Origin of the sequence: Cryobacterium levicorallinum (assembly GCF_004402405.1) — a bacterium.
Classification (GTDB): domain Bacteria; phylum Actinomycetota; class Actinomycetes; order Actinomycetales; family Microbacteriaceae; genus Cryobacterium; species Cryobacterium levicorallinum.
The window spans coordinates 152301-175163 of record NZ_SOFE01000008.1; the positions used below are offsets into that span (position 1 = coordinate 152301).

Here is a 22863-nt window from a genome sequence, read left to right on the forward strand (position 1 = left end):
GCGATCGTGAAGCAGCAAAATCTCCGCTCTCGCGGGAGCCTAGTGGGCGACCTGACGACGACGAATCACGAGCGCGCCACCCACTGCGAGCAGCAGCAGAGCTGCGAGGCCGATCGGGGCACCAGCGAAGCCGGTCGAGGCGAGCGCCTCGGCCGCATCAAAGGACAAGTAGGTCACCGTTCCGGAGGCACTGACGGTGAAGTAGGCCACGCGAGTGATCGCGGTACCATCTGCGGCAACACCACTCAGGGTGACCGTGTGCACTCCGGCCGCGAGACCGGCTGGCATCACACCGGCGCCAGAGAAGGCACCGCTGGAGTTGGCAGATCCGAACGCGATCGTGACCGGGGTTGAGCGTACGACCAGGTCATACGCGGAATCCGGAAGCAAACCGGCACCCGACACGGTGATCTCTGACCCGCCGACGACGTCTCCGACGGCGAAGCCAAGATCGAAGCCTAGGGTGGACACAACCGTCGGCACAACCGTCGGCACAACCGTCGGCACAACCGTCGGCTCGACCGTCGGCTCGACCGTGGGCACTGGCCCAGCGCCGACGAAGCCGAACAATTTCGCACCAGCGGTCTCGATCCAGTCGTCCTCATCGAGGCTGCCATCGTTCTCCGAGTACAGCATCACGTACCGCCCAGTGGTCGCCGCGAAGTCATAAGTCGTGACGGCCGTGTTGGTCACCGGTCCAGTACCGGTCTGAGCCGGCCCGTCCGCCACCGGTCCCGAGGCGACGCTGGTCCACGAGCCGTCGCTCTGAGTCGGCCAGGTCTCTGAATCGGCACTGCTCACAAAAAGCTGCGCACGTGTCGTCTGGCCGTCGGAACCCTTCATCTGATAGACCTCGAGTGAGCTGAACGTCGACTCCTGACCGAGGTCCAGAACAACGAATCCGACCGAATTCTGTCCGTTCATTTCCCACGTCAATCCTGTATCCGACGAGAACTGGGTGAGAACTCCCCTGGATCCGGTCGTGGGTGACGGATCGCAGAGGATCACGACCACGTTCCAATACTCTGAGCAGTCCGCATCTTCCCCGGTGACTTCTTCGTCCACGGCGGGACCTGAATAGACCCAAGCGCCGTTGTCGAAGTTCTCGCCGACGATACCCATCAAACCCGCCGAATTCTTAACACTGGCCCCGGGCAGCAGGTTCGTCTCGTCCGTTGCGAACGACGGGGAGACCCCGGTTAAGCCGAGAACCATGGTTGCAAGCGCAGCGACCGCGAGGCCGGCAATGACAGGCTTGCGCACGCTTCGCCGGGAAAATAGGTTTTTCACAATCACAGATTCCTCGTTCGTAGGGAAAGAGTTGAACTGATGTCCGATTTCCACTGACGGAATCTGCCACCTCGCGGAAATTTACCAGTAAATGTACCCATAATGGGTGTTTTTTCTTAAAGTGGCCGCGAGCCCTAAACGCCATTCCATCCCCTCGACGACTGGTGCGAGCGACGCAGTGCCTGGCGCACGCCCGAACGGCCCGTGACCACGAGCCAGCTTGAGTTTTGTCTATGGTGCACTAGACTGAAGTGTCTTTAGCTAACTCGACTATTACTAGCTGAGAGGGCGGTTCTCGAGAAACGCATCGTGCTGCTTGCAAAGACAAACAATGTTGAGTGGCTTCCGGCGAGTGGAACAAAGCACGACAAGTTCACGTTCAATGGAGTCGTGATCATGCTCCCCGCCATCGAGACGTGATCTCGGACAGCGCGGCGAAATGCTCGCCGCGAAAATTCTGAAGGACTTCAGCAAGCCCTCAGTAAGTAGTTGAGGAATAACGATTGGACATCGGCAATGGACACCTATGCAGCTACGGTCCGCCGCGACGGACGTTTTTGGTACATCGAAATCCCCGCTCTGGAAGGTGCGACTCAGGCGCGCTCGTTGTCAGAAGTGGAGGAAATGACGCGTGACTACATCGCATCTTTCCTGGAGGTTGCGGAAGACAGCTTTGAGATGGACATCTCGGTGGAACTCCCCGCGGCCGTTCAGGAACATGTCGCGGCGGTCCACCTTGCTCGCCACGCTGAAGCTATGGCGCGATCGAGGGCTGCGGCAGAGTGGTCCGCCGCCGCTCGTGAACTTCGCAACCAGGGGCTCACCGTTCGGGATATTGGTCTGGCGCTCCATATTTCACATCAAAGGGCACAGCAGCTCGTTAGCCAATAAGTCCCGCCACAGCTCTGAACGGCTCATCGCCAACCTCGCCCGCCTCGCAAATTGCCATGCACAAAGAAGCAGCCAAGACGGCATTACGGAGCCAGCGGCTGTTACGGCGCGAGCGATCACCTGGTTAGTTTGTCGAGTTCGCCCACCTCTCCGTGACGGCCCACATCTAGTGCCCTATCACGGCTTCACGAGCTAAGTCGGGATAACGAATCTGCTACCCCGAGTTAGTGACAGGATTCCCTAGCTTCACCAAAGAACTCAGCCTCGATATCGTCGCCCACCAGCGCCGCGTCGTTCGCCATCGTCGCATCCCAGAACCGCTCGAACTCCTCGTATGGAATGCGGTTACGGTTGCCGACCTTCACTACATGGATCTCGCCAGCCTTGATTTTCCGCGAGATCGTCGACCGAGAGACCCCCAACGCTGCGGCGACCTGATCGGGCGTCAACATCCGCTGCTTTGATGTAAGCGTCACCGAGGCGCCCTCGGCGGCGGCCCGCTGTACGTAGGCGGCAACCTGCTCCAGCCAGGCCGGGCGCGGGTCGCTGTCGCGAGTGTTCGAGCGTACGTCCTCGGGATTGATCGTCAAGTGTGCCAGTGACATGATCACATCATAGTTGCTCTGCACACTCCGTCCAGAGCAAGTGTGCACAGCAATTCTCCTCCGCGCCGCGTGCACGGCCAGCGACGCCTCGGGGTCTCGCGGCATGTGACTCAGAAGGTGGCACGTGTTCAAACTAGAGCGGGGAGCGCAAACCCGACAATCAGGCCCCGAAACGGTCAGAAAAAACCCCGCCGCACTGTGAGACAGTAACGACGGGGTTTGATGGTGCACCCCCCCGGACTTGAACCGGGAACCCACTGATTAAGAGTCAGTTGCTCTGCCAATTGAGCTAGAGGTGCATGTCAAACAGCGGAACTATCCGCGGCAACGTGTAACCCTAACACCCCAGGAGGGCATGATGCCAATCGAGGCCGAAAAGCGGCGGTGACCGGCATCCGTTCGTGAAATTACTATCCTTGAGACCGTGACCGAACCGCAAAACTACGCCCTTTCCGACGACCTACAGCTGGCTCTTGCCCTCGCCGATGCTGCCGACGTGATCTCCCGTGCCCGCTTCACAGCGCTCGATCTCGTCGTGACGACCAAACCCGACCGCACCCCGGTGACGGATGCCGACCGGGCGGTCGAGCGCGCCATCCGCGACCGGCTGGCCAAAGAGCGCCCCGATGACGGCATTCTCGGCGAGGAATTCGGCACGGCCGGATCAACCACGCGCCAGTGGATCATCGACCCCATCGACGGCACTGCCGGGTTCCTCCGCGGCATCCCGATCTGGGCCACCCTCATCGCGCTCGCCATCGACGGCGTCCCCGTGCTCGGCGTGGTCAGCGCCCCCGCCCTCGGTAAACGCTGGTGGGCCGCAACCGGCAGCGGCGCCTGGTCAACTAGTACGACCGCCGACAGCAGCAGCAGCAGCAGCAGCAGCAGCAGCAAAGCGGATGCCGCCCCCACCCGCCTACGCGTCTCCGGCATCGCAACCCTCGCCGAAGCATCCATCAGCTACGGCAGCCTGCAGCAGTGGGATCAGGCCGGGCACCTCGACGAGCTCGTCACGCTTTCGCGCCAGGTCTGGCGCACTCGCGCCTACGGCGACATGTGGTCGTACATGCTGCTCGCCGAGGGGCACCTCGACGTGGCCGGCGAATTCGACCTGCAGCCCTACGACATGGCCGCCCTGGCCCCGATCGTGCAGGAAGCCGGCGGCATCTTCACCTCGATCGACGGCCAGCCAGGACCGTGGCACGGCAGCGCCCTGGCCACGAACGGCCTGCTGCACGCGGCAACCCTCGCCGTGCTGAACCCGGCCTGAGGGCGCCGAAACTAGACTCCGGCACCCGGATCGTCGGGATTCACACCGTTGCGGGCGTTGCGCGCATCGAGGCGGCGCTGCCGCCAAGCCCGGGGGTTGAGCAGCAGAATCGGCTTGGGGATGCGCAGCGCGTACCCGGTCGGAAGAATCCAGCCGTAGCGTTTGGCCAGCAGTGACAGCGCGGCGCCGCTGAGAATCGCGACTCCGGTGCCGATCGCGACGAATCCGAGCTTGCTCAGGATGACCATTTCGGTGCTCGCGAGCAGCGCGCTCGTGGCGTAGAGCGTGTTTCCGCCGAAGATCGTCGGCACCTTGAGCAGCAGAATGTCCCGCACCATGCCGCCGCCGACGGCCGTGATAATGCCGAGCAAAATCGCCGGGAGCCAGCCGAGACCGGCCTCGAGCGCCTTCTGCGCCCCGACCGCCGACCAGCAGCCCACGGCGAGCGCGTCGAGCAGCAGCAGCACGCGGCGAGTCCAGCGACCGTTGAAGGTCACGAAGTAGGCGATGACCCCGCCGAGGATGGCGCAGATCAGGTAGGCCGGGTCGAGCAGTGCGGCCGGCGTGCCCTGCTGCAGCAGCGTGTCGCGAATCATGCCGCCGCCAAGCCCGCTCATGATCGCGAGCACCACGAAGCCGACAATGTCGAGGCGTGCGGTGCGCGCGGCGACGCCGCCGAGAATGGCATTGGCGAGCACGCCCGCCAGGTCCACGAAGCGGATTATCTCAAACAGCGTCTCCGACTCAGTGTTCACTTGCCCCATTCTCTCCTACTCTCGGGGCGCGAGCCGCGCACCTACAGTTAGGGAATGAGGATCACTGCTTTTTCCGACGTGTGCCTGCGGGTCGTCATGCTGCTGGCAGCGGCGCCGGAGAGCATCACGTACACCTCACGGGTCGTCGCCACCGAGGTCGGCACGCCCTACAACCACGTCACCAAGGCCATCATGCGGCTCCGCGAGCTGGGCTTGGTCGAGGTCATCCGGGGACGCACCGGCGGCGTGCGCATCAGCACGCTCGGCCGCGAAGCCACCGTCGGGGCTCTCCTGCGCCAGCTCGATACCCGCACCGATCTGGCAGCGTGCGACTCGCCCGATGGCCCCTGCCCATTATTGAGCGGATGCGGCCTCCGCGGCGCCCTGCGCCGGGCGCGGGAATCCTTCTACCGCGAGCTCGACGGCATCGTCATCACGGCTCTGCCACACGGAAAACCTAATGGACCGGTTCTGGTCGAACTCGGTCTGGTGCGGTAGGACTAAAGTCCCTAATTTCTACAACTTGTAGAAAACATCCGTTTAATTGGTATATCAAATGCTACTTTTGACGCAGACCCCACGAACGGGTGTCGCCACGCAGAAGGAGTATTCATGCTCTCGCCCCAGTCTCTCCCCTTCATCGAAGCCACCCTGCCGCTCGTCGGCGAGCGGATGCCCCAGATCGCGAAGAACTTTTACCACCGCATGCTCACCATTCACCCCGAACTGTTCGACGGGCTGTTCAGCCGCTCCAACCAGAAGAACGGCACGCAGCAGCAGGCCCTCGCCGGCAGCATCGCCGTCTTCGCGACCCACCTCGTGCAGAACCCTGATACCACGCCGGAGGCCATGCTCTCCCGCATCGCCCACAAGCACGTCTCCCTTTCTATTACGCCCGAGCAGTACGACGTCGTCTACAAGTACCTGTTCGAGGCCATCGCCGACGAACTCAGCGACGTCATCACCGCCGACATCGCCGCCGCCTGGACCGAGGTCTACTGGTTGATGGCTCACGCCCTGATCAAGATGGAGAAGGGCCTCTACGCCGGACTCGCCAGCGACAAGCCGCTCGCCCCCTGGATCGTTGTGAAAAAAGAAGCTGCCGGAACCGACGCCGTCACGTTCACCCTTGAACCGGCCGACGACACTCCCGTGACGCCGGCCCTTCCGGGCCAGTACGTCAGCGTCACCGCCGTCATGCCCGACGGTATCCGTCAGGTGCGTCAGTATTCGCTCTCGGCCGGCACGGCCACGACCCGCGTCTTCACCACCAAGCTCGACGCCGACGGCGAGGTCTCCCCCGTGCTGCACCGCGACGTACAGGTCGGTGACACGCTCATCCTCTCCGTGCCGTGTGGCGACATCACTCTCGATGCGGGCACCGGCCCGTTGGTCCTGGCCTCGGCCGGAATCGGCTGTACGCCCAGCGCCTCGATTCTGCGTTCTCTGGTAGACACCGGCTCAAAGCGTGAGGTGCTCGTACTGCACGCCGAGAGCAACCTCGAGCGCTGGGCGCTGCGCGACCAGATGAACGAAGACGTCGCCCTGCTGGAGGCGGCCGAACTCGAACTCTGGCTGGAGATCCCGAGTGAGGGCCACCACGAGGGCTTCATGTCGCTGGAGAACGTGACGATCCCGGAGGACGCCTCGGTGTATCTCTGCGGTCCGCTCCCGTTTATGCAGAGCCTCCGCTCCCAGGCGCTAAAGTCCGGCGTTCCGGCCGACCGCATCCACTACGAGATCTTCGGCCCCGACCTCTGGCTCGCGGGCGTCTGACCTCGGCAGCCTGGCGCGGGTCCCGCGCTAGGCTGAATCGTGGATACTAACGGCGGCATCGAGACAGAACTCAAGTTTGACGTCGACGAAACGGCGCTGCTGCCCCGGTTGTACGACCTTCCCGGGGTGCAGACGGTTGCCGCGCCGGTCACCCACGATCTTCAGGCCGTCTATTTCGACACGGCCGATCTTGTGCTCACCGCCCAGCACGTCACCCTGCGTCGCCGCACCGGCGGCGACGACGCCGGGTGGCACCTGAAACTGCCGCTGGATGCCGGGCGTCGGCGCGAAATTCACGCACCGCTGGGCAAGCACGTACTCGTTTTTAATGGGCACAGCGAAGCGGATGCCGTCCCCGAGTCGCTCGCCCAACTCGTGCGGTTTCACGTGCGGGACTCCCCGCTCGTTCCCGTGGCCCGGCTGAACACCGAGCGGGTGGTGCATACCCTGATCGGCCTGGGCGGCGAGACCCTCGCGGTGCTCTGCGACGACCACGTTCAGGCCGAGCGTCTCACCCCCGATCCGGCAACGACGGCCTGGCGTGAATGGGAGCTCGAACTCATCGATGGTCCGGACGACCTGCTCGACGCCGGGAAGTCCATGCTCGCGGCGAGCGGCATCCACTTGTCGCTGCACGCGTCAAAGCTGGCCCGCGCCCTCGGCGACCGGTTTCCCGAGCGTCCGGACGCGGCGCCCCGGCGGCCCCGGTCTTCGGGGTGGGCCGGCGATGTTTTGGTGTTGAACCTGCACGAACAGTACGAGGTGCTGCGCGCCCAGGATCCCCAGGTACGGCAGGCCACAGCCGGAAGCGTGCACGCCCTGCGCGTCGCCACTCGGCGGCTGCGCTCGGTTCTCGCCACCTATCACTCCCTGCTCGATGCGACCGTGGTGCCGCACCTGCGCAGCGAACTCGCCTGGCTCGGGGCCGTTCTGGGCGGCTCCCGCGACGAAGAGGTGATACAGCGCCGCCTCACAGGCCACCTCGACCGCGAACCCGAGGGGCTGCTGCTCGGCCCGATTCGCGAGCGTCTCGGCAGTCGCGCGGATACTGACACCGACGCGGCGCACCACGCGCTCCTGACTGCCCTCAACAGCCACCGCTACTTTCGGCTGCTCGATGCCCTCGCGGCGCTCGTGACCTCACCGCCGTTCACCGCCGTGGCCAGGCAGGAAGCACGCACGGTCGTGCCGGCACTGATCAATAAGGAATGGAAGAAACTGCGCCGCGCGGTGCGAACCGCCACGAAAACCGTGCCGGGCGCCGAGCGCGACCTCGCCCTGCACGAGGTGCGCAAGCGGGCCAAGCGGCTGCGCTATGCGGCTGAGACGGCGCATCCGCTCAGCCGCAAGCGCGCCGCCACGGTCAGTGCCTTCGCCCAGAAACTTCAAACCATTCTCGGCAACCAGCACGACAGCGTCATCGCCCGCGAGCGCCTGCTCAAGCGCGGCGCGGTCGACGCCTACCTGCGCGGCGAGAACACCTTCAGCTACGGCCGCCTGCACGCCCTCGAGCAGCAGAAGGCAGCCGTAGCCGAGTCGAAGTTTTGGCAGGAGTGGAAGAACCGCCCGTGATTACTCGGGCGCGGACGAAGCGGTTAACCTTGGGCAACCGCAAGCCGCCACTTTGCCGCCAAGAGTCACGCAGCATCCGCAACTGGGCTAAGCTCGCTGCCGCCACCTTAGGAAAGCAGGGTTCATGACTGTTACACCCCTCATCTGGGTCATCACCATCGCTGTCATCCTGGCTTTGCTCGCCTTCGACTACTTCTTTCATATTCGCAAGGCGCACGTTCCCTCGCTGAAGGAAGCCGCTGTGTGGTCCTCCATCTACGTCGGCCTGGCCATCCTCTTCGGCATCCTGGTCTTGGTCTTCGGCGGCAGCACGATGGGGTCGGAATATTTCGCCGGCTACATTACGGAAAAGGCGCTGTCCGTTGACAACCTGTTTGTCTTCCTGATCATCATGGCGAGCTTCCGGGTTCCCCGCGAAGACCAGCAGAAAGTGTTGCTGTTCGGCATCGTCTTCTCCCTGATTGCCCGCACCGGGTTCATCTTTCTGGGCGCGGCGCTGATCAATTCCTTCGCCTGGGTGTTCTACATCTTCGGCCTGATTCTGCTGATCACCGCGGGCAATCTGCTCAAGCCCGAAGCACACGGCGATAATCAGGCGGATAATTTCATGATCCGCCTGGCCAAGCGGAGCTTTCACACCACCGACCACTACGACGGCGACAAGCTGTTCACCATGCACGAGGGAAAGAAGGCCCTCACTCCCATGCTGTTGGTCATGGTGGCAATCGGCGGTACGGACATCCTGTTCGCGCTGGACTCCATTCCCGCGATCTTCGGGCTGACCCAGAACGTCTACATTGTCTTCACAGCGACCGCGTTCTCGCTGATGGGACTGCGCCAGCTGTACTTCCTGATCGACGGGCTCCTGGACCGGCTGATTTACCTCTCCTACGGCCTGGCGTTCGTCTTGGCGTTCATCGGCGTCAAGCTGGTGCTCCACGCGCTCCACGAGAACAATCTGCCGTTCATCAACGGTGGTGTACCGGTCCCGGTCGTGGAAATCAGCACGGGGCTGTCCCTGAGCGTCATCATCGGAGCGCTCACGATCACCGTCGTGGCCTCGCTGTTGAGTAAGGCGGGCAAAGCCCAGACCGCCATCAACAACGCGCGCCGCCACGCGGTCAGCTACCTCGATCTGGATTACACCGCTGATCTGGCCGAGCGCGAGCGGATCTACCGAATGCTGACCGCGGAAGAAGAACAGGTCCTGGCCATGGACCTGAAATACCGCGACAAGGCCAAGGACATCAACCGCATCCGAGAGCAGGTAGCTGAGGCGCATCGGCAGCATGACGAGTATCTGGCCCGGTAGAGCGCGCCGGAACGCCTAACTTCGCCGAGGTCGTTATTGACAGCGGGTGGGCGCGGGGAGCAAGCTGTGGCACACAATGGTGTCGCGCAATGATGCGTGGGGCCAAGGAACCTTCTTTCGTGAGGAGAAGCCCGTGCAGATTCCGGCTCCGTTCGATTATGTTCGTGCCAGTTCGGTCGAAAATGCCCTGGCCCTGCTCGATCGTCACGGGCCCGAGTCCCGGGTCGTCGCCGGCGGTCACAGCCTGCTGCCCATGATGAAACTGCGTCTGGCCCGGCCGGACTGGCTCATCGACATCAACGACCTGTTCGAGCTCGACTACTTGCTGATTGACAGAGTGCTCGTTGATCAGCACGTGCTGCGCATCGGCGCCATGACCCGGCACACGACGCTGCTCGAATCCGACGACGTCCAGCGCCTGTTCCCCATCGTCACCGACGCCGAACGGGTCATCGCCGACCCGATCGTGCGCAACCGCGGCACCATCGGCGGTTCGCTCTGCCAGGCCGACCCGGCCGAAGATCTCTCCACGGTGTGCCACGTGCTCGAAGCGGTCGCCGTCGTGCGCGGGCCGGCCGGTGAGCGGATGCTGTCGATGGCCGAATTCCATCGCGGCCCGTACGAGACCGCGGTGGCCCAGAACGAACTGCTGATCGAGGTGCGCGTGCCGATTCGGGAGCGCTCCGGCAGCGCCTACGAAAAGGTCGAACGACGAGTCGGAGACTGGGCCGTCGCCGCGGCCGGCGCTTCGGTCAGCCTCGCGTCCGACGGCACGATCGGCCAGGTGGCCGTCGGCCTCACCGCGGTCGGACTCGACCGCAATGTAACCGAGGTCGAAGCCGTGCTGGTCGGCCAGGCTCCGACCGAGGAGCTATTCACGGAGGCCGGGCGTCTGGCCTCCATCGCCTGCGACCCCCTCACCGACCAGCGCGGACCGGTCGACTACAAGCGGCACCTCGCCGACGAGCTGACCCGCAGGGTGCTGCGGGCGGCCTGCCGCCGCGCCGCCGCATCCGTTTCTGAGATCACGATCTAGGAGTTGAGCCCTCATGCAAATCAGCCTGACCATCAACGGCACCGATGTCACCCGCGAGATCGAACCGCGCGTACTGCTCGTGCACTTCATTCGCGACGACCTGCGGCTCACCGGAACGCACTGGGGTTGCGACACCAGTAATTGCGGCACCTGCGTGGTGCTCATGGACGGCCAGCCGGTGAAATCGTGCACCGTGCTGGCCGCCATGGCCGACGGCCACACGATCACGACGGTGGAAGGACTCGCCGACGGCGCCACTCTCGACCCGGTGCAGCAGGGCTTCATGGAGGAGCACGGCCTGCAGTGCGGTTTCTGCACCCCCGGCATGATGCTCACCGCCCGCGCCCTGCTCGACCACAATCCGCACCCCGAACCGCTCGAGATTCGCGAGGCCATCTCGGGACAGATCTGCCGCTGCACCGGCTACGCCACCATCGTGCGGTCGATTCAGTGGGCCGCCGAGCATCCGCTCGTTGCCGCCGTTGACACAACCGAAGATGAAGAGGTGCGCGCATGACCATCCTCGAAGACCGCCCGTCGAACCCGGCGGCCGGCGACCACGACCGGCCAATCGGCCACGGGCGTATGCAACGCAAGGAAGACCCGCGATTCGTGCGTGGCAAGGGCCACTATGTCGACGACATCGTGCTGCCCGGAATGTTGCACGGTGCCATCCTGCGCGCTCCCGTCGCCCACGCCCGGCTGGTCTCGATCGACACCACCGCGGCGCTCGCCCATCCCGGCGTGCACGCCGTCATCACCGGCAGCGACCTGCAGGCCCTCGGCCTGGCTTGGGCGCCGACCCTCTCGATGGACGTGCAGGCCGTGCTGGTCACCGACAAGGTGCGCTTCCAGGGCCAGGAGGTCGCCTTTGTCGTCGCCGACGACCGCTACGCCGCCCGCGACGCGCTCGAGCTGATCCAGGTCGAGTACGACGTACTGCCGCCGGTCGTCGACGCCCGCAAGGCGATGGACCCGGGCGCTCCCGTCATTCGCGACGACCTCGAGGGCCGCACCGACAACCACATCTTCGACTGGGAAGCCGGCGACAAAGCCGAAACGGATGCCGTCTTCGCGAGCGCCGACGTCGTGGTGAAGCAAGAGATCGTCTACCCGCGGGTGCACCCGGCGCCGATGGAAACTTGCGGCGCCGTAGCTGACTTCGATGCCGTCGACGGCCGCCTCACCCTGTACGAGACGACGCAGGCGCCGCACGCCCACCGCACCCTGTTCGCGATGGTCTCCGGCATTCCCGAGCACAAGATTCGGGTGGTCTCCCCCGACATCGGCGGAGGTTTTGGCAACAAGGTCGGCATCTACCCGGGCTATATTCTCGCCGTAGTCGGCTCCATCGTCACCGGCAAACCGGTGAAATGGGTCGAGGACCGCTCCGAGAACCTCATGAGCACCTCGTTCGCCCGGGACTACATTATGCAGGGCGAGATCGCGGCGACCAAGGACGGCAAGATCCTGGCCCTGCGCACCAACGTACTCGCCGACCACGGCGCGTTCAACGCCACCGCCCAGCCCACCAAGTATCCGGCCGGGTTCTTTCACATCTTCACCGGCAGCTACGACCTTCAGGCAGCGCACTGCACCGTGACCGGCGTGTACACCAACAAGGCGCCCGGCGGCGTGGCCTACGCCTGCTCGTTCCGGGTCACCGAAGCGGTCTACCTGGTCGAGCGGATGGTCGATATCCTGGCCCGCAAGCTCGACATGGACCCGGCAGAGTTGCGCCTGAAAAACTTCATTAAGAAGGAGCAGTTTCCCTACGCCAACAAGACCGGCTGGGAGTACGACTCGGGCGATTACGAACCCACCATGCGGCTGTCGATGAAGATGGCCGGCTACGACGAACTGCGCCGCGAACAGAAGGAGAAACGCGAACGCGGTGAGCTCATGGGCATCGGCATCTCATTCTTCACCGAAACGGTCGGTGCCGGACCGCGCAAGGACATGGACATTCTCGGCCTCGGAATGGCGGACGGCGCCGAACTGCGCATCCATCCCACCGGCAAGGCCGTCGTGCGCATCTCGGTGCAAAGCCAGGGTCAGGGCCACGAAACGACGTTCGCGCAGATCGTGGCGGAGGAGATCGGCATCCCCCCGGAAGACATCGACGTTGTGCACGGTGACACCGACCAGACACCGTTCGGCCTCGGCACCTATGGCAGCCGGTCCACTCCGGTCAGCGGCGCCGCCGTGGCGCTCGTCGCCCGCAAGGTGCGGGAGAAGGCCCGGTTCATCGCCGCGGCCATGCTCGAGACCCGGCCGGAAGACCTCAAGTGGGAGAAGGGCCGCTGGTTCGTCAAGGGCGATCCGAGCGTGGGCAAGACCATGGCCGAGATCGCGATGGGCGCCCACGGCACGGTCGCGCTGCCCGAGGGTATCGACGGCAATCTCGACGCCGAGGTCACCTACGATCCGCCCAACCTCACTTTTCCGTTCGGCGCCTATATCTGCGTCGTCGACGTCGACCCGGGCACCGGCCATGTCAAGGTGCGCCGCTTCATCGCCGTCGACGACTGCGGCACCCGAATCAACCCGATGATCATCGAGGGCCAGATTCATGGTGGCCTCACCGACGGTGTCGGCATGGCACTGATGGAGATCATCGAGTTCGACGACGAGGGCAACTGCCTCGGCGGCTCGTTCATGGACTACCTCATCCCCACCGCAATGGAGGTACCCGACTGGGAGACCGGCTTCACCGTGACTCCGTCGCCGCACCACCCGATCGGAGCAAAGGGCGTTGGTGAGTCTGCCACGGTCGGGTCACCGCCGGCCGTCGTCAACGCCGTCGTGGATGCCCTCGCCCCGTTCGGCGTGGTGCACATGGACATGCCGTGCACACCATCCCGGGTCTGGGAGGCCATGCAGGGCCGCACGAGACCGCCGGTTTAGCATGCCCGAGATGAAGTCCGTGCTGGAGCGGGAGCTCGAGGCGCGCCGCGAACCGTTCGTGCACGCGACCGTGGTGCGCGCGGTGCGCCCGACGAGCGCGCACGCGGGCGACACGGCGCTCGTGCGCTTGACCGGCGAGATCGAGGGCTTCGTCGGCGGAACCTGCGTGGAGGCATCCGTTCGCCTGTACAGCCTGCAGGTGCTCGAAAGCCGCCAGCCGCTGCTGCTCAAGGTCGTGGCCGGTGTACCGTCGAGCACGGTGGAGGACGGCGCGGTCGAGGTCTCCAACCCCTGTGTCAGCGGCGGGGCGATCGAGATCTTTCTCGAACCGCGCCTTCCCCTGCCGCGCCTGATCGTGGTCGGGTCGACGCCCGACGCCGCGGCCCTTGCCACCCTCGCACCGCTCGTCGGTTTCGAGCTCCTGCAAACGGATGGCGCCTCTGCCGCCCCGCAGGCCGGCGACGCTGCGCTGGTCGTCGCGTCCCACGGCAGGGACGAGGAGTCCGCGCTGCTGGCGGCGCTGGCTGTGGGGGTGCCGTACGTGGCGCTCGTGGCCAGTCCCCGGCGCGGTGCGGCGGTGCTTGCGTCGCTCAACGTGTCGCCGGAGCAGCGCGCGCGGGTGTTCAGTCCGGCGGGCCTTGACCTCGGGGCGCGAACGCCCGGAGAGATTGCGGTGTCGATTCTGGCGCAGCTGGTGCAGGAGCGGGCCGGGCGGGGACATCCGGTTGGTGTGGGCGCGGTTAGTGTTGGCGCGGCTGGTGCCGGTGCGGTGGCGGGAGCGGCGGATTCGGCGATCGCCGCAGAGCCGCCTGACGCCAAAGCGCGTGCTACCGACCCACCTGCTGCCGAGTCGCAGACCGCCGGCGTCGCGATCGACCCGGTCTGCGGCATGTCCGTGGCCGCGCTGCCGTCGACGCTGCAGGTCGAGCACAACGGCGGGACCGTCTATTTCTGTGCGGCGGGCTGCCGCAAGGCGTTTCTGGCGAATCCGGAGCCGTATGCGACCGCGCGGTAGGCACCCGCGCGGTAGCCGCCCGACTTCACGATGGGGGTGGCTGCGTTGGTGACTCTGCCCGAGATCGTGCCCGATGTCGCCGCGCTACAGCGCGCCCTCGATGCCGAGGACTATCTGGCCGACGACGGGCTCGCAACCGCGGTGTTCCTGGCCGTCCGCATGCGGCAGCCGCTGCTACTCGAGGGCGAACCGGGGGTCGGCAAGACCGAGATCGCCAAGGCACTCGCCCGACTGCTCGACACCGAACTGTTTCGCCTGCAGTGCTACGAAGGCATCTCGGCCGGGGAGGCACTGTACGAGTGGAATTACCCGCGGCAACTGCTCGGCATCCGTTTGGCCGAGGCGCGCGGGGTTGAACTGGCCGAGACCGAGCTGTTCGGCCGCGACTACCTGCTGCGCCGCCCGCTGTTGCAGGCGATCGAGCACGCGGGCCCGCGGCCGGCCGTGCTGCTGCTCGACGAGATCGACCGGGCCGACGCCGAGTTTGAAGCCTTCACCTTTGAGCTGCTCGCCGAGGCTGCGGTCACCATCCCCGAGCTCGGAACCGTGCGGGCCACGCATCCGCCGATCGTGATTCTCACCAGCAATCGCACCCGCGATCTGCATGACGCGCTGACCCGGCGCTGTCTCTATCACTGGATCGACTACCCGGGGCCGGAGCGGATCGCGCAGATCGTGCGCCGCCGGGTACCGAGCAGTTCACAGGTGATTGCGACCGAGGCCGCACAGGCCATCACCCGCCTGCGTTCGCTTGACCTGGTGAAGCCGCCCGGAATCGCCGAGGCCATCGACTGGGTGGGCGCGCTCGGGGTGCTCGGCATGGAGCAGCTGAGCGGCCGGGCGGTCGAGCAGACCTGGGGTTTCGTGCTGAAGAACCGTGACGACCTCGATCTCGCTACCGCTCGCGGGGCCGCCTGGGTCGTCGAGGCCGCCGGTGCCTGACCGCGGCGCACCTGTGCCCGGCAGAAGTGAGCCAGGCACCAGCAAGCCCGACGCGCGTCAGCGCGACATCGAGTCGGCCTCACCGAGGTTTCCGAAGCCGCCGGCCCAGGGCCGGATCCTGCCGATCGAAGCTGCGGCCCTCGCCGCTGGGTTCAGCACGGCCCTGCACCGCGCCGGACTTCCCGTGTCGCCCGACCGGGCGGCCCGGCTGGCCGAGGCGCTCCGCCTCGTCCCCCCGACCGACCGCGCCGCCCTGTACTGGGCCTGCCGGATCGTGTTCGTCTCCCAGCAGCAGCACCTTGCCCGGTTCGACGCGGTGTTCAGCGCCGTCTTCGACGGTCGACTCGACCCGGCCGAAAGCCGCGGTGATCCCAATGCTCCCCCGGCGATCGGCTCGGAAACCCGTTCCCAGGCCACCCCGCCGACCAATCGTCCGGCCGCAGCTCCCGAGCCTGGGGCCGATCGCCCGCCGGCCCCATTGCCCGGCACCGACTCGAGCGACAACGATAACGAGGCCCCGGAGCACGACGCCATCCTCGCCCTGGCCTCGAGCGACGAACACCTGCACAACATGGCATTCGCCGACCTCGCCCCCGACGAACTCGCCCGCCTGCGCGAGCTCGTTGCCCGCATCGTGCTGTCGACGCCGACCCGCCTGAGCCGCCGCAGGCATCCGTCGCGGCACAGCCGTGACCGGCTCGATCTGGCCCGCACCGTGCGGTCAGCGCAGCGTACCGGGGGCGATCCGATCGCCCTGCACCACGCCCGCCGCCGGTCGAAGCCGCGCCGACTCGTGCTGCTCTGCGATGTTTCGGGCTCGATGGAGCCCTACACCCGGGTGTTCCTGTCGCTGCTTCAGGGCGCGGCGTCCGGCGCGCGGGCCGAAGCGTTCGTGTTCTCCACCCAGCTCACCCGGCTGACCCGTCAGCTCGCGCTCCGCGACCCGGACCAGGCACTCGCGCAGGCGGCCGCCACCGCGACGGACTGGGCCGGCGGTACCCGGCTGGCCGCGAGCATCCGTCGATTCATCGACGATTTCGGGCGACGCGGTCTGGCCCGGGGAGCGGTGATCGTGGTGTTCTCGGACGGCTGGGCGCAGGACGACCCGGTCGACGTCGACGCCCAGATGGCACGCCTGCGCCGACTCGCGCACCGCATCATCTGGGTGAACCCGCGCAAGGTCGCCGTCGACTACCGGCCGCTCGTCGGCGGAATGGCCGCCGCGCTCCCCTACTGCGACGCCTTCGTCAGCGGCCACAGCTACGCCGCCCTGGCCGAGGTGGCGGCCGCGATTCGCGGCGACCCGCCAGCATCCGATCAACGAGCAATCTCCCACCAACCGACCTGACCGAGCAGAGGACACCCTGATGCAACTTGACAGCACCTTCACCGTTATCGCCCCCGTCGACACGGTCTGGGACACCCTGATGGACTTCGAACGTGTCGCCGGGTGTGTGCCGGGCGCTCAGATTCTCAACCAACTCAGCGATGACAACTACCAGGTGGGGATGAAGGTCAAGCTTGGCCCGGTCACGATGCAGTACCGCGGGCAGATGAACGTCGACGAGCGCGACGCCGAGGCACACCGGGCCGTATTCTCCGGCAAGGCTCAGGAGACCCGCGGTCAGGGTACAGCCCAGGCCACGGTCACCCTCGTTCTGGTCGAAACCGACGGTGTCACCCAGGGCACGGTCAGCGCCGATTTGTCCCTCTCCGGCAAGGCGGCGGCCATGGGCAAGGGCGTCATCAGCAGCGTCACCGAGCAGATGATGGGGCTGTTCGCCGGCAATCTGCAAGACCTGATCGAGGGCGGTGCCGCTGCTGATTCCGACGGTGAAGCGGATGCCCCGGCCGCCGATACTCTCCCTAACGTCACGCCGGATGCCCCCGCCCGGCTGCCCAGCGCCGTGCCGCCGCGCCCAGTGCCACCGCGCGCGGCTCCGGCAGACGGCCATCGCGGGGCGCCCGCTGGTGGGCATCGCGGCGCGCCCTATCGGGCAGCGCCGGCCCCGAGCCTCGACGCTCTGAGCTTGGTCAAGGGCGTCATTGCCGACCAGTTGAGCGACCCGGTGAAACTTGTGGGTCTGCTGGCCACGGTAGCGTTCATCGCATACCGAATCGGTCGACGGGCATCCGGCCGTTAGAGTCGACCGACGACAGAAGGGAGCCCGGCATGCGTGAAGTTCTCACTACCCTCTTCGCTGGCTGGCAGGGCGGCGCGACGGCGGGTCTCGCGACCGTCGTGCGCACCTTCCAGTCGGCACCTCGGCCAGCCGGCGCATCGATGCTGGTCAGCGCCGACGGCACGGTCGCCGGCTCGGTCTCTGGCGGCTGCGTCGAGGGCGCCGTCTACGAACTGGCCACCCAGGTCGTAGAGGACGGCGTGCCGGTACTCGTGCGCTACGGCATCAGCGACGACGACGCCTTCGCGGTGGGGCTGACCTGCGGCGGTATCCTCGACGTCTTCATCGAACCCGTCTCCCGCGGGACCTTCGCGCTGCTCGAGGGGGTGCATGACGATGTGGACGCCGGGCGCCCGGTGGGGGTCGCTACGGTGATCGAGCATCCGGATGTCGGCTGGATCGGCCGCCACCTCGTGGTGCGGCCGCAGGGATTCGCGGGCGATCTCGGATCGGACCGCGCCAACCACGCCATCGGCGACGACACCCAGGGGTTGCTCGCCGCCGGCCGCAACACGACTCTGACCTACGGTCCAGACGGCGAGCGTCGCGGCGAGGGCATGCGGGTGTTCTTCGCGAGCTACGCGCCCAGGCCCCGCATGCTGGTCTTCGGAGCGATCGATTTCGCCACCGCTCTGGCCCGGCTCGGAACCTTTCTCGGCTACCGGGTCACGGTCTGCGATGCCCGTGGCGTGTTCGCCACCGCCGCCCGCTTTCCCGGGGTCGACGAAGTCGTGGTGAGTTGGCCCGACCGCTACCTGCGCGAACAGATCGCGGCCGGCCTCATCGATCCCCGCACGGTCATCTGTGTGCTCACCCACGACCCGAAATTCGACGTTCCCCTGCTTGAAGCCGCCCTGCACGGCCCATCGGTGGCGTATATCGGCGCCATGGGATCCCGCCGCACCCACCTCGACCGGCTGGAACGACTGCGGGCGGTCGGCGTGACAGGTAGCGAGTTGGCCCGGCTGCGCAGTCCGATCGGCCTCGATCTCGGCTCCCGCACGCCGGAGGAGACAGCGGTCTCGATCGCGGCCGAGATCATCTCCCTGCAGTGGGGCGGGAGCAACGAACCCCTGCACACCCTCGTCGACTCCATCCACGGCGACTCTGTCCACCATGACGACCTCGTCGACCCCAACCCGCCACCGCCATCGTCGCCGCCATCGAGTCAAGCTCCGGGGAGCACGTCCATTTCACGAACGGTCCTTCGCGGCTAGCTGTACCGGGCAGCGCGCGCAGTTCGAAGCGCGTGTTACGCGAGGTGCCATCTTTTGCTCTATGGCGTACGTGGGGCGCCACGGGCGGTCGGCGATAGGCTCGACGGATGGCTCTCGAATCCGCTGTCCCCCCGACTGTCACGCCGAAGAGCGATCGAGATTCTGCCCGATGAGCATTCTGGACGCCGTCAGGTCGGTGCTGTTCGTACACGCGCACCCCGACGACGAGACCATCGGCACCGGCGGCCTCATCGCGTATCTCGCGAGCCGCGGCATCCGCATCGCCCTGGTTACGGCCACCCGCGGTGAACGCGGTGAAGTCGTCGCGGGGCCGCTCGCGGCGCTCGTCGGCACTGCCGCCCTGGCCGAGGAACGCGAGCGCGAACTCGAGCGCGCCGCCCGGACGCTCGGCATCAACGAGGGATTCTGGCTCGGCGAGGCACCGGCCCGCGCGCCCGGGCTCGCGCCGCGCCACTACCGCGACTCCGGTATGGAGTGGATCCGCCCCGGCCTGGCCGGCCCTGCCGCCGATTCCGCAGCGGATGCCCTCGCCCGAGCTCCGCTCGCCGAGGTCACCACCGACCTCGTCGCCGTTCTCCAGCACGTGCAACCGAGCCTGGTCATCAGCTACGACCGAACCGGCGGCTACGGCCACCCGGACCACGTCCGCGTACACGACGCCGCCCTCGCCGCCAGCCGAGCACTCGCCATCCCCTACGCCGAGATTCTCCACTCCCCCACAGAGGATACGGAATGGTTCGACCTCGACGCCTATCGCGCCACCGTCGTGGCCGCCCTCCGCTGCCATGCCAGCCAGCTCAGTGTCGACGGCGACTTCATCGTGCACTCCGGCGGCCAGCGCGAACCCATCCGCCCGTCGGTCGGCCTGCGCCTGCGCTGACCATAGCATCCGCTTAAACCAAATGAGGCCGCCCAATGGGCGGCCTCAGGATCGGTAACAGCGTGTGACAGAACCGGTGGTGGAGATGCGGGGAATTGAACCCCGGTCCACTGCTGTGGTCATATGCCTTCTACGGGTGTATCCAGTGAAATCGCTTTCTCGGCCCCGGAATTTGCCACTGGCATCTACTCCGACAGGCCCAGCCTTCGTTTAAGTCCCTCTACACCCCGTGGCTCAATGTAGAAGCAATCTCTCTAAATGGCGTCAGGATCCGGGTAGAGAGCATTCCCGGTCTGGCGGACTTCTTTAGTGCTTTCGCTTAGGCAGCGAGAGCGAAGTCAGTGCGCTTTGAATTGGCACTTATTGTTTTGCAGAGATCGTTTACGAGATAACCCTGCATCCTCGACCCGCTTCTCACAATTGCGCAAACAATGTCGAAACCGATCATCCCCCTACACATCACACGCTTTCCAAATGAAAGCTCATGCGATGGGTTCGTGTCACACGCTGTTGAGTTACCAATCTGCACCAGTTTCGGTGCAGCCCTCCATACTACTACAGAAGTTGCCTAGTCGCCGAGGTGGCGCTGCGCCGACATCGCGCGGTCCGATTCGCGCTTGTCGGTGCGTTCCCGCAGAGTCTGACGCTTGTCGTACTCTTTCTTACCCTTGGCGACGGCGATCTCAACCTTGGCCCGACCATCCGCGAAGTAAATCCGCAGCGGAATGAGCGTGTAACCGCCCTCCTTGGTCTTGTGGCTGATTTTAATGATCTCCTTCTTGTGCAGCAGGAGTTTGCGCTTGCGGCGCGGCGGGTGATTGGTCCACGAGCCGCCGGAATACTCCGGAATGTGCACCGCATCCAGCCAGGCCTCGCCGCCCTCGATGAAGGCGTAGCCGTCAACCAAGGTGGCCCGGCCCGCGCGCAGCGACTTGACCTCGGTGCCGCTCAGGACCATTCCGGCCTCGTAGGTGTCACTAATGAGGTAGTCATGTCGGGCCTTGCGGTTGGTCGCCACGACCTTTTCGCCACGTTCCCTGGGCATGTGCTCACCTCAATTCTTATTCGTCAAGTGGATGCCGCCGAAAGATCCGTCAGACAGCCCACCAGTCTACCGGCCCCGCGCCTGGTCGTTGCGCGCGGGCATCCGCTTGACGCTTAGACCTTGAGGTAGCGGGTGATCGCGAAGTTGGCCGAGAACGCGGCGAGCACCGCGCCGACCACCAGCAGGATGGGCACCACAACGAGCGCATCATCCATACCGACCAGGGCAAAGCCGGTGAGTCTGGCCCCGAGATAGCCCTGCACGAAGAAGTACACCAGCGCCACAATCGCGCCGCCGGCGAGCAGCGAGCCGAGCAGCGCCGCGAAGACGCCCTCGAGAATGAACGGCGTTTGAATGAACCGGTTGCTCGCGCCGACCAGTCGCATAATGCCGAGTTCGCGGCGTCTCGAGAACGCCGACAAACGGATGGTCGTGGCGATCAGCAGCGCCGCTGCGATCAGCATCAACCCGGCAATGCCGATGGCGGTGTAGCTCGCGACGTTGAGTACCGAGAAAATCTGGTCCAGGTATTTGCGCTGGTCAGCGACGTTTTCTACGCCGGCCACCCCGGACAAGCTCTCGACCAGCACGGCGGACTGGGACGGGTCCTGGAGGTTGACCCAGAAGGTCTGGTTCAACTGATCCGCGGTCACGTAATCGGCCACCGGGTTGCCGGCGAACTGCTTCTTGAAGTTCTCGAAGGCCTGCTCGTGCGTCTCGAAATAGTAGGTGTCGACGAACGGCGCCAGGGTCGGCGATTCGAGCTGGGCCTCGACGGCTGCGATCTGCTCTGCCGAGGCGTCGCCGCCGGTGCAGGTTTCGCCCGGCGAGATGTCGGAGCACATGTAGATACCGACCTGCGCCTTGTCGTACCAGAAGTTCTTCATCTGGCCGATCTGCATCTGCATCAGTACGGCCGCGCCGACGAAGGTCAGCGAGATGAAAGTCACGAGTACCACGGAGACGACCATGGATGCGTTGCGTCGCAGACCGTTCGCGGCCTCGGAGAGCACCAGTCCGAGCCTCATCGGTTGGGCCCCACGTTCTGTTCGCCGGTTTGGTCGGGTTTCTCGCCCGGCGCCCGCAGGCCGAGTTTCTCGGCGAGGGTGAGCTGTTCGGGGGCGTCGTTCGGGGCGACCGGAAGAACCGGGCGCGCCATCGATGGCGTGGCCACGGCGGGACCGGCCTCCTCTGCAGCAGGAGATTCGGCCGCAGGAGCCGACTCAAACGGTGTCGGAACAACCGACGCGGCCGCCGCTGCAACCGCAGCTGCCGCCGCCTGGTGCAGGGACACGGAGGTTTCGGGAACCGGCGCCGACGGATGCGTCAACGAGGGTTGAGCCGCGGCCCGCGCTGCGACGGCGGCCGACGCGACCGGCACGGGGTCGCTCGCTGCGGCATCCGCTTCAGACGACGGCACGATGGTCGGGATGGACGCGGTGGCGTAGCCGCCCTGGCGTTCATCCCGCACGATCTCGCCGTTGACCAGTTCGATCACGCGGCGCTGCATCTTGTCCACGATGCCGGCCTCGTGGGTGGCCATGATCACGGTGGTGCCGCCCGCGTTGATGCTCGCGAGCAGTGCCATGATTTCGGCGCTCGTGGTGGGGTCGAGGTTTCCGGTGGGCTCATCGGCCAGCAGAATCTGGGGCTTGTTCACGATGGCGCGGGCAATGGCCACGCGCTGCTGCTCACCACCGGAGAGTTCGTGCGGCAGGCGCTGGGCCTTCTCGGCCAGGCCGACCATCTTCAGGGTGTCGGGCACGGCTTCCTGAATGAAGCCACGGCTCTTGCCGATGACCTGCAGGCTGAACGCGACATTGTCGAAGACCGTCTTGTTCGGCAACAGCCGAAAGTCCTGAAAGACCACGCCCATGTTGCGGCGAAAGTAGGGCACCTTGCGGTTGGAGATCGAGCGCAGGTCTTGCCCGAGCACGTGGATGCTGCCGCTGGTCGGCTTCTCCTCCTTGAGCACGAGCCGCAGACAGCTCGATTTGCCCGATCCGGAGGCGCCGACCAGAAAGACGAATTCGCCTCGCAAAATCTCGACGTCGATCGAGTTCAGGGCCGGCCGAGAGGTGCCGGGATACTTCTTGGTTATGTGATCAAAGCGGATCATAGCTCTTAGAGCCTAGGCACCCGCTGG

At 65.6% G+C, this 22863-nt stretch carries 21 protein-coding genes, 1 tRNA gene and 1 other RNA gene; 15 read left to right on the forward strand and 8 right to left on the reverse strand.

The window, feature by feature from the left end; all coding sequences use genetic code 11:
* Positions 1–39 precede the first annotated feature (39 nt).
* Positions 40–1290, reverse strand: a complete 1251-nt coding sequence (locus E3O11_RS18405) for a hypothetical protein (RefSeq protein ID WP_244946781.1) — start codon at positions 1288–1290, stop codon at positions 40–42.
* 516 nt (positions 1291–1806) lie between these two features.
* On the opposite strand from E3O11_RS18405, the gene E3O11_RS04655 reads away from it, so the two are divergent.
* Positions 1807–2181, forward strand: a complete 375-nt coding sequence (locus tag E3O11_RS04655) for a hypothetical protein (protein WP_092449314.1) — start codon at positions 1807–1809, stop codon at positions 2179–2181.
* A 224-nt stretch (positions 2182–2405) separates the two neighbouring features.
* On the opposite strand, the gene E3O11_RS04660 is transcribed toward E3O11_RS04655, so the two are convergent.
* On the reverse strand, positions 2406–2786 hold the full coding sequence (locus E3O11_RS04660; protein ID WP_198415546.1) for an excisionase family DNA-binding protein: 381 nt from the start codon (positions 2784–2786) through the stop codon (positions 2406–2408).
* A gap of 223 nt (positions 2787–3009) precedes the next feature.
* Positions 3010–3085 (reverse strand) — tRNA-Lys (locus tag E3O11_RS04665).
* 125 nt (positions 3086–3210) lie between these two features.
* Here E3O11_RS04665 and E3O11_RS04670 point away from each other — a divergent pair.
* Positions 3211–4056: an inositol monophosphatase family protein gene (locus tag E3O11_RS04670; RefSeq protein WP_092449316.1), complete on the forward strand. Its 846-nt coding sequence runs from the start codon at positions 3211–3213 to the stop codon at positions 4054–4056.
* Positions 4057–4067: 11 nt separating this feature from the next.
* Here the strand turns inward: E3O11_RS04670 and E3O11_RS04675 are convergent, their stop codons facing one another.
* A complete protein-coding gene (locus tag E3O11_RS04675) occupies positions 4068–4811 on the reverse strand; it encodes a trimeric intracellular cation channel family protein (protein ID WP_092449318.1) in 744 nt (247 codons plus the stop codon).
* 54 nt (positions 4812–4865) lie between these two features.
* Between E3O11_RS04675 and E3O11_RS04680 the strand changes: the two genes are divergently transcribed.
* The 13 genes from E3O11_RS04680 (at position 4866) to E3O11_RS04740 (ending at position 19672) form a co-directional block, all read left to right on the forward strand.
* The gene (locus E3O11_RS04680; protein ID WP_092449320.1) at positions 4866–5309 is read left to right on the forward strand and encodes an RrF2 family transcriptional regulator; all 444 of its coding nucleotides are present in this window, start codon (positions 4866–4868) and stop codon (positions 5307–5309) included.
* Between the two features lie 114 nt (positions 5310–5423).
* A complete protein-coding gene (locus tag E3O11_RS04685) occupies positions 5424–6587 on the forward strand; it encodes a globin domain-containing protein (protein WP_092449323.1) in 1164 nt (387 codons plus the stop codon).
* Positions 6588–6626: 39 nt separating this feature from the next.
* On the forward strand, positions 6627–8159 hold the full coding sequence (locus E3O11_RS04690) for a CYTH and CHAD domain-containing protein (RefSeq protein ID WP_092449325.1): 1533 nt from the start codon (positions 6627–6629) through the stop codon (positions 8157–8159).
* A 124-nt stretch (positions 8160–8283) separates the two neighbouring features.
* Positions 8284–9471, forward strand: a complete 1188-nt coding sequence (locus E3O11_RS04695; protein WP_092449327.1) for a TerC family protein — start codon at positions 8284–8286, stop codon at positions 9469–9471.
* Positions 9472–9604: 133 nt separating this feature from the next.
* Positions 9605–10507, forward strand: coding sequence for an FAD binding domain-containing protein (locus E3O11_RS04700; protein ID WP_092449448.1), 903 nt, complete (start codon positions 9605–9607; stop codon positions 10505–10507).
* Positions 10508–10520: 13 nt separating this feature from the next.
* Positions 10521–11024 carry a (2Fe-2S)-binding protein gene (locus E3O11_RS04705; protein ID WP_092449329.1) on the forward strand — a complete coding sequence of 168 codons (504 nt, stop codon included), beginning with the start codon at positions 10521–10523 and terminating at the stop codon, positions 11022–11024.
* Positions 11021–13414: an aerobic carbon-monoxide dehydrogenase large subunit gene (locus tag E3O11_RS04710; RefSeq protein ID WP_092449331.1), complete on the forward strand. Its 2394-nt coding sequence runs from the start codon at positions 11021–11023 to the stop codon at positions 13412–13414. Before E3O11_RS04705 ends, E3O11_RS04710 begins: the two co-directional genes overlap by 4 nt.
* Positions 13415–13424: 10 nt before the next feature.
* Positions 13425–14429: an XdhC family protein gene (locus E3O11_RS04715; RefSeq protein ID WP_241994640.1), complete on the forward strand. Its 1005-nt coding sequence runs from the start codon at positions 13425–13427 to the stop codon at positions 14427–14429.
* A 48-nt stretch (positions 14430–14477) separates the two neighbouring features.
* On the forward strand, positions 14478–15371 hold the full coding sequence (locus E3O11_RS04720) for an AAA family ATPase (protein ID WP_241994641.1): 894 nt from the start codon (positions 14478–14480) through the stop codon (positions 15369–15371).
* 13 nt (positions 15372–15384) lie between these two features.
* On the forward strand, positions 15385–16719 hold the full coding sequence (locus E3O11_RS04725) for a vWA domain-containing protein (RefSeq protein WP_241991127.1): 1335 nt from the start codon (positions 15385–15387) through the stop codon (positions 16717–16719).
* Between the two features lie 19 nt (positions 16720–16738).
* Positions 16739–17515, forward strand: a complete 777-nt coding sequence (locus tag E3O11_RS04730; protein WP_092449337.1) for an SRPBCC family protein — start codon at positions 16739–16741, stop codon at positions 17513–17515.
* A gap of 29 nt (positions 17516–17544) precedes the next feature.
* A complete protein-coding gene (locus tag E3O11_RS04735) occupies positions 17545–18771 on the forward strand; it encodes an XdhC family protein (protein WP_092449339.1) in 1227 nt (408 codons plus the stop codon).
* 169 nt (positions 18772–18940) lie between these two features.
* A complete protein-coding gene (locus E3O11_RS04740) occupies positions 18941–19672 on the forward strand; it encodes a PIG-L deacetylase family protein (RefSeq protein WP_092449342.1) in 732 nt (243 codons plus the stop codon).
* A 77-nt stretch (positions 19673–19749) separates the two neighbouring features.
* Here E3O11_RS04740 and ssrA read toward each other — a convergent pair.
* The 4 genes from ssrA to ftsE all read right to left on the reverse strand — a co-directional run bounded on the left by ssrA (position 19750) and on the right by ftsE (position 22836).
* Positions 19750–20124, reverse strand: a transfer-messenger RNA (tmRNA) gene (gene ssrA / locus E3O11_RS04745).
* A 116-nt stretch (positions 20125–20240) separates the two neighbouring features.
* Positions 20241–20717: an SsrA-binding protein SmpB gene (smpB, locus tag E3O11_RS04750; protein ID WP_092449344.1), complete on the reverse strand. Its 477-nt coding sequence runs from the start codon at positions 20715–20717 to the stop codon at positions 20241–20243.
* Between the two features lie 113 nt (positions 20718–20830).
* Positions 20831–21745: a permease-like cell division protein FtsX gene (gene ftsX / locus E3O11_RS04755; protein ID WP_092449347.1), complete on the reverse strand. Its 915-nt coding sequence runs from the start codon at positions 21743–21745 to the stop codon at positions 20831–20833.
* On the reverse strand, positions 21742–22836 hold the full coding sequence (ftsE, locus tag E3O11_RS04760; RefSeq protein WP_092449349.1) for a cell division ATP-binding protein FtsE: 1095 nt from the start codon (positions 22834–22836) through the stop codon (positions 21742–21744). Before ftsE ends, ftsX begins: the two co-directional genes overlap by 4 nt.
* Positions 22837–22863: the final 27 nt, after the last annotated feature.